The sequence below is a fragment of the Pseudomonas sp. Y5-11 genome (assembly GCF_022368695.1).
Classification (GTDB): Bacteria; Pseudomonadota; Gammaproteobacteria; order Pseudomonadales; family Pseudomonadaceae; genus Aquipseudomonas; species Aquipseudomonas parakoreensis.
Genome location: NZ_CP058974.1, coordinates 3,309,769 through 3,314,122, shown reverse-complemented (window position 1 = coordinate 3,314,122; position 4,354 = coordinate 3,309,769). Strand labels below are relative to the sequence as shown.

Sequence of the window (4,354 nt, the reverse complement as noted above, 5' to 3'; positions counted from 1 at the left end):
GCGAAGATCGCGCCCCAGGACACGCCTGACACGTTGCTCGACTCTCCTTCGAAGGCCGGATAAAACCCATCAGAGGATCTATTCATTGTTGTAGTGCTCCAGGCATGAAAAATGGTGTTACAACTCGTCAGCAGATGAATTGCAGCGACCGTGCCAGTCGACAACTTTAAATAAATCTACATTTTTCAACGACTTAAAAAGACTGAACTTCTCTGTTCATTGCAATTTGCAACAATGCACGCAAAGCAGCGGGTTTTCTGCATTGACGGTAAGACAGCCGGGCACCCGAATCTGCGTTTGTGACAGGCTATACATGAAAGTTAATTTAAAGCGCGACGGAAAATACTTGGCAAAATGCTGCCATCCCGTTTGAACCGATCAAGGCCTGCTCTATGACTCGTATTTTGACCATCGAAGACGACGCCGTGACTGCCCGTGAAATCGTTGCCGAACTCAGCAGCCACGGCCTGGAAGTGGATTGGGTCGACAATGGCCGCGAAGGTCTGGACCGTGCGGTCAGTGGTAACTACGACCTGATTACCCTCGACCGCATGCTGCCGGAACTCGATGGCCTGGCCATCGTCACCACCCTGCGCACCATGGGCGTGGCCACGCCGATTCTGATGATCAGCGCGCTCTCCGATGTCGATGAGCGTGTGCGCGGCTTGCGGGCTGGCGGCGATGATTACCTGACCAAGCCGTTCGCCACCGACGAAATGGCCGCGCGCGTGGAAGTGCTGCTGCGCCGCCAGAACAGCGTCGCCACCCAGGCCACCACATTGCAGGTGGCCGACCTCGAACTGGATCTGATCAGCCACGAAGCACGCCGCGCCGAGCAGGTGCTGACGCTGCTGCCGACCGAATACAAGTTGCTGGAATTCCTCATGCGCAACAGCGGCCAGATCCTGTCGCGGATGATGATTTTCGAAGAAGTCTGGGGCTATCACTTCGACCCGGGCACCAACCTGATCGACGTGCACATCGGTCGTCTGCGCAAGAAGATCGACGCGGCGGGCAATGTTCCGCTGATTCGCACGGTACGGGGCTCGGGTTATGTCATTGCCGAACCCGTCTGACGGCTGGCGCTCCTCCAGCAGCCGTCTGCTGGCGCTGTACAGTTCGCTGTTCGTGGCCTGGAGCGCGATCCTTATGGGGGTCATGTACTTCGAAGTCTCCAGCTACCTCGATAACCTTGCCAAGCATTCGCTGATGCAACGTCAGCATCTGTTTTCGCACTTTCGCGGTGAACAACTGGAAGAAGCGCTCGCCGCCAGCATGACCTTCGACATCCGCGGCATCGACGCCTACGGCCTGTTCGACGCCCAGGGCGTGTACCTCGGAGGTGCCTTGCAGCAACTGCCCGAAGGCCTGCCGCTGGACGGCAAGATTCATACGCTGGATGACTGCGCCGATTCCGATGACCCGACCCTGCCCGCCGACAGCTGCGACGCGGTGGCGACCCAGACCCGCGATGGCCGCTGGCTGGTGTTGCTGCGCGATAACGGTTCGTTGTTCGCCGTGACACGGATCATTCTGCATGCCTTGTTCTGGGGTGTGTCACTGACGATCCTGCCGGGGATTGCCGGCTGGCATTTGTTGCGCCGTCGGCCGCTGCGGCGCATCCGCGCGATTCAGGACAGCGCCCAGGCCATTGTCGCCGGCGACCTGACTCACCGTTTGCCGCTGTCCAACCGCCGCGACGAATTGGACATGCTCGCCGCCATCGTCAACGCCATGCTCGATCGCATCGAACGGCTGATGCACGAAGTCAAAGGCGTGTGCGACAACATCGCCCATGACTTGCGCACGCCACTGACGCGCCTGCGCGCGCAGTTGTATCGCATGCAGCAACAGGCCGGCGAAGGTTCGCCCGCAGCGGCGCAACTGGATCTGGTGCTGGCTGAGGCCGATACGTTGATGGCGCGGTTTCGCGGCTTGCTGCGGATTTCCGAACTGGAAGATCGTCAACGGCGCTCAGGATTTGTCGAGCTCGATCCAGTGCAATTGCTGGAAGAACTGCATGAGTTTTACCTGCCACTGGCCGAAGAAGGCGAACTGCTGTTCGTGCTGAACATGCCAGAAACCCTGCCGCCCCTCAATGGCGACCGCGCGTTGTTGTTCGAGGCGCTGGCCAATCTGTTGAGCAACTCGATCAAGTTCACCCCGGCGGGTGGCACGGTGATTTTGCGCGGCGTGAATGACAACGGGCATACGCGGATCGAAGTCCACGATTCCGGACCGGGGATTCCCGAAGCCGAGCGTGAGGCGGTGTTCCAGCGTTTCTATCGGGCCGAAGGCGGGCAACCGCAGAGCGGCTTTGGCCTGGGCCTGTCGATTGTGGCGGCGATTGTCAGCCTGCATGGCTTCAATCTTGAGGTGGGCAGCAGTGAACTGGGGGGCGCGAAGCTGGTGCTGGATTGCCGGCAGAGTTTGATCGCCAACTCCTGATGTCACAGGGTTCCCCTGTGGGAGCGAGCTTGCTCGCGAATGCGGTGTAACCGTCAATGAAGATGTTGACTGATCCGACGCCTTCGCGAGCAAGCTCGCTTCCACAGTTTTTGCGTTTTGTCTATCAGGCCGGGTAATTGGCCCGCAGCGCCTCAAGGCCACCCTGATAAAGGCCGTTGAACTCAGATCGCCATACTGTCGACTACACCGCCATCCACGCGCAAGGCCGCGCCCGTGGTGGCGGAGGAAAACGGCGAGGCAATGTACGTGACCAGATGCGCCACCTCGGCAACGTCGGCCACCCGCTGGATGATCGACGTCGGCCGCGCCCGGCGGACGAAAGCGTCGGCTTCATCGCGCAGGTTGCGACCGGACTCGGCCGCAGCGTCCTTGAGCATGTGTTCCACGCCGCCGGTAAAGGTCGGCCCCGGCAGGATCGCATTGACCGTCACGCCTGTGCCGGCCAGACGCTTGGCCAAGCCATGGGACACCGCGAGGTTGGCGCTTTTGGTCACGCCATAGTTGAGCATGTCGGCCGGGGTGGCCACACCGGATTCCGAAGACAGGAAAATGATCCGCCCCCAACCCTGCTCGACCATCGCCGGCGCGTAATGGCGCGCCAGGCGCACGCCGGAAATCACGTTGACCTCATAGAAACGCGTCCACTCGCTGTCCGGGGTGTCGAAGAAATCCACGGCGTCGAAGATCCCCAGGTTGTTCACCAGAATGTCTGTACGCGGTTCAGCGGCGAAGAGTTTTTCCGCGCCTTCGGCGGTGCCCAGATCCGCCGTCAGACCCCGCAATTGCGCACCCGGCACCTGCTGCCGAATGCTCGCCAGCGCTTGCTCGACCTTGGCCGCTTCACGCCCGATGACCACCACCGTGGCGCCGGCTTCGGCCAGCGATTGGCTGATGCCCAGACCAATGCCACCCGTGCTGCCGCTGACGATGGCCAGTTTTCCACTCAAGTCGATTTTCATGGGTTCACCTCTTCGATAGGCAATACACGGACGAATAGAAGGAATGAATCAGCGTAGACGCGATGTCGGCCGTATGAAGACGTGGCCGACCAAAGACCGGTCGCGAACGATCCGACGCCTTCGCGGGTTGAGCGGCGTTCTACACTGAAAGGGTCAGCTGCTTTTTAGAGAACACCATGAAAATGTCTGCGCAAATGACCGTGGTCGCGGTGCTGGCCACCCTTGCCTATCTCGGGCTGGCGGTGTGGGGCATCGGCGGGCCGGCGGTGTTCTTCTCGCATGGGGCGCTGGTGCTGGTGGCGCTGGCCACGGTATTGATGGTGCTGGCGTCGCTGTTCACCGATGTGAACATGAGCTCGGGCGAGCGCGAGGACCGGGCCAATCGCTGGGTGATTCCGGCGTTCGGCGTCATCGGTCTGCTCAGCGGTTTTCTGCCGGCGTACTGCGATCGCATCGACTTCTGGACCTTCGGCGCTGAAGGCGTGCGCTGGCTCGGCGCGCTGCTGTTTATCGTCGGTGGCGCGCTGCGACTGTGGCCGGTGTTTGTGCTGGGCCGACGGTTCAGCGGGTTGGTGGCGATTCAACCGGGGCATCGGTTGGTCACCGACGGCATTTACACGCGCCTGCGCAACCCGAGCTACCTGGGGTTGGTGATCAATGCCGTGGGCTGGGCGCTGGCGTTTCGTTCCAGTGTCGGGTTGATTCTGGCGGCGCTGACATTGATTCCGTTGATCGCGCGTATCCACTCGGAAGAAGCCTTGCTGCGCGGGCAGTTTGGTGCGGAGTACGAGGCCTATTGCGCACGTAGCTGGCGCTTGTTACCGGGCGTCTACTGACCCCGCAGGAGCTGCCGAAGGCTGCGATCTTTTGACCTTGCTTTTGAAAATCAAAGGCAAAAGATCGCAGCCTGCGGCAGCTCCTACAGG

Annotated in this window: 4 protein-coding genes and 1 pseudogene; 3 read left to right on the top strand and 2 right to left on the bottom strand. The window is 60.7% G+C overall.

Annotation, left to right across the window (positions count from 1 at the left end; all coding sequences use genetic code 11):
* Positions 1–392 precede the first annotated feature (392 nt).
* Together HXW87_RS14775 and HXW87_RS14770 are read left to right on the top strand one after the other, a co-directional pair.
* Positions 393–1,076 (top strand): response regulator transcription factor, encoded by a 684-nt coding sequence (locus HXW87_RS14775; RefSeq protein WP_003223938.1) that lies wholly within the window; start codon positions 393–395, stop codon positions 1,074–1,076.
* Positions 1,054–2,448: a HAMP domain-containing sensor histidine kinase gene (locus tag HXW87_RS14770; RefSeq protein WP_095666908.1), complete on the top strand. Its 1,395-nt coding sequence runs from the start codon at positions 1,054–1,056 to the stop codon at positions 2,446–2,448. Before HXW87_RS14775 ends, HXW87_RS14770 begins: the two co-directional genes overlap by 23 nt.
* A 15-nt stretch (positions 2,449–2,463) precedes the next feature.
* On the opposite strand, the pseudogene HXW87_RS29610 reads toward HXW87_RS14770, so the two are convergent.
* A pseudogene (locus tag HXW87_RS29610) lies at positions 2,464–2,586 on the bottom strand (metal ABC transporter ATP-binding protein); the annotation flags it as partial.
* Positions 2,587–2,630: 44 nt separating this feature from the next.
* The gene (locus HXW87_RS14765) at positions 2,631–3,428 is read right to left on the bottom strand and encodes an SDR family oxidoreductase (protein ID WP_047295032.1); all 798 of its coding nucleotides are present in this window, start codon (positions 3,426–3,428) and stop codon (positions 2,631–2,633) included.
* A 176-nt stretch (positions 3,429–3,604) separates the two neighbouring features.
* Between HXW87_RS14765 and HXW87_RS14760 the strand changes: the two genes are divergently transcribed.
* Positions 3,605–4,264, top strand: a complete 660-nt coding sequence (locus HXW87_RS14760) for an isoprenylcysteine carboxylmethyltransferase family protein (RefSeq protein ID WP_222015110.1) — start codon at positions 3,605–3,607, stop codon at positions 4,262–4,264.
* Positions 4,265–4,354 lie beyond the last annotated feature (90 nt).

Coding starts and splice junctions, on each gene's coding strand:
- HXW87_RS14760 (WP_222015110.1), top strand. CDS start 3,605: ATGAAAATGTCTGCGCAAATGACCGTGGTCGCGGTGCTGGCCACCCTT.
- HXW87_RS14775 (WP_003223938.1), top strand. CDS start 393: ATGACTCGTATTTTGACCATCGAAGACGACGCCGTGACTGCCCGTGAA.
- HXW87_RS14765 (WP_047295032.1), bottom strand. CDS start 3,428: ATGAAAATCGACTTGAGTGGAAAACTGGCCATCGTCAGCGGCAGCACG.
- HXW87_RS14770 (WP_095666908.1), top strand. CDS start 1,054: ATGTCATTGCCGAACCCGTCTGACGGCTGGCGCTCCTCCAGCAGCCGT.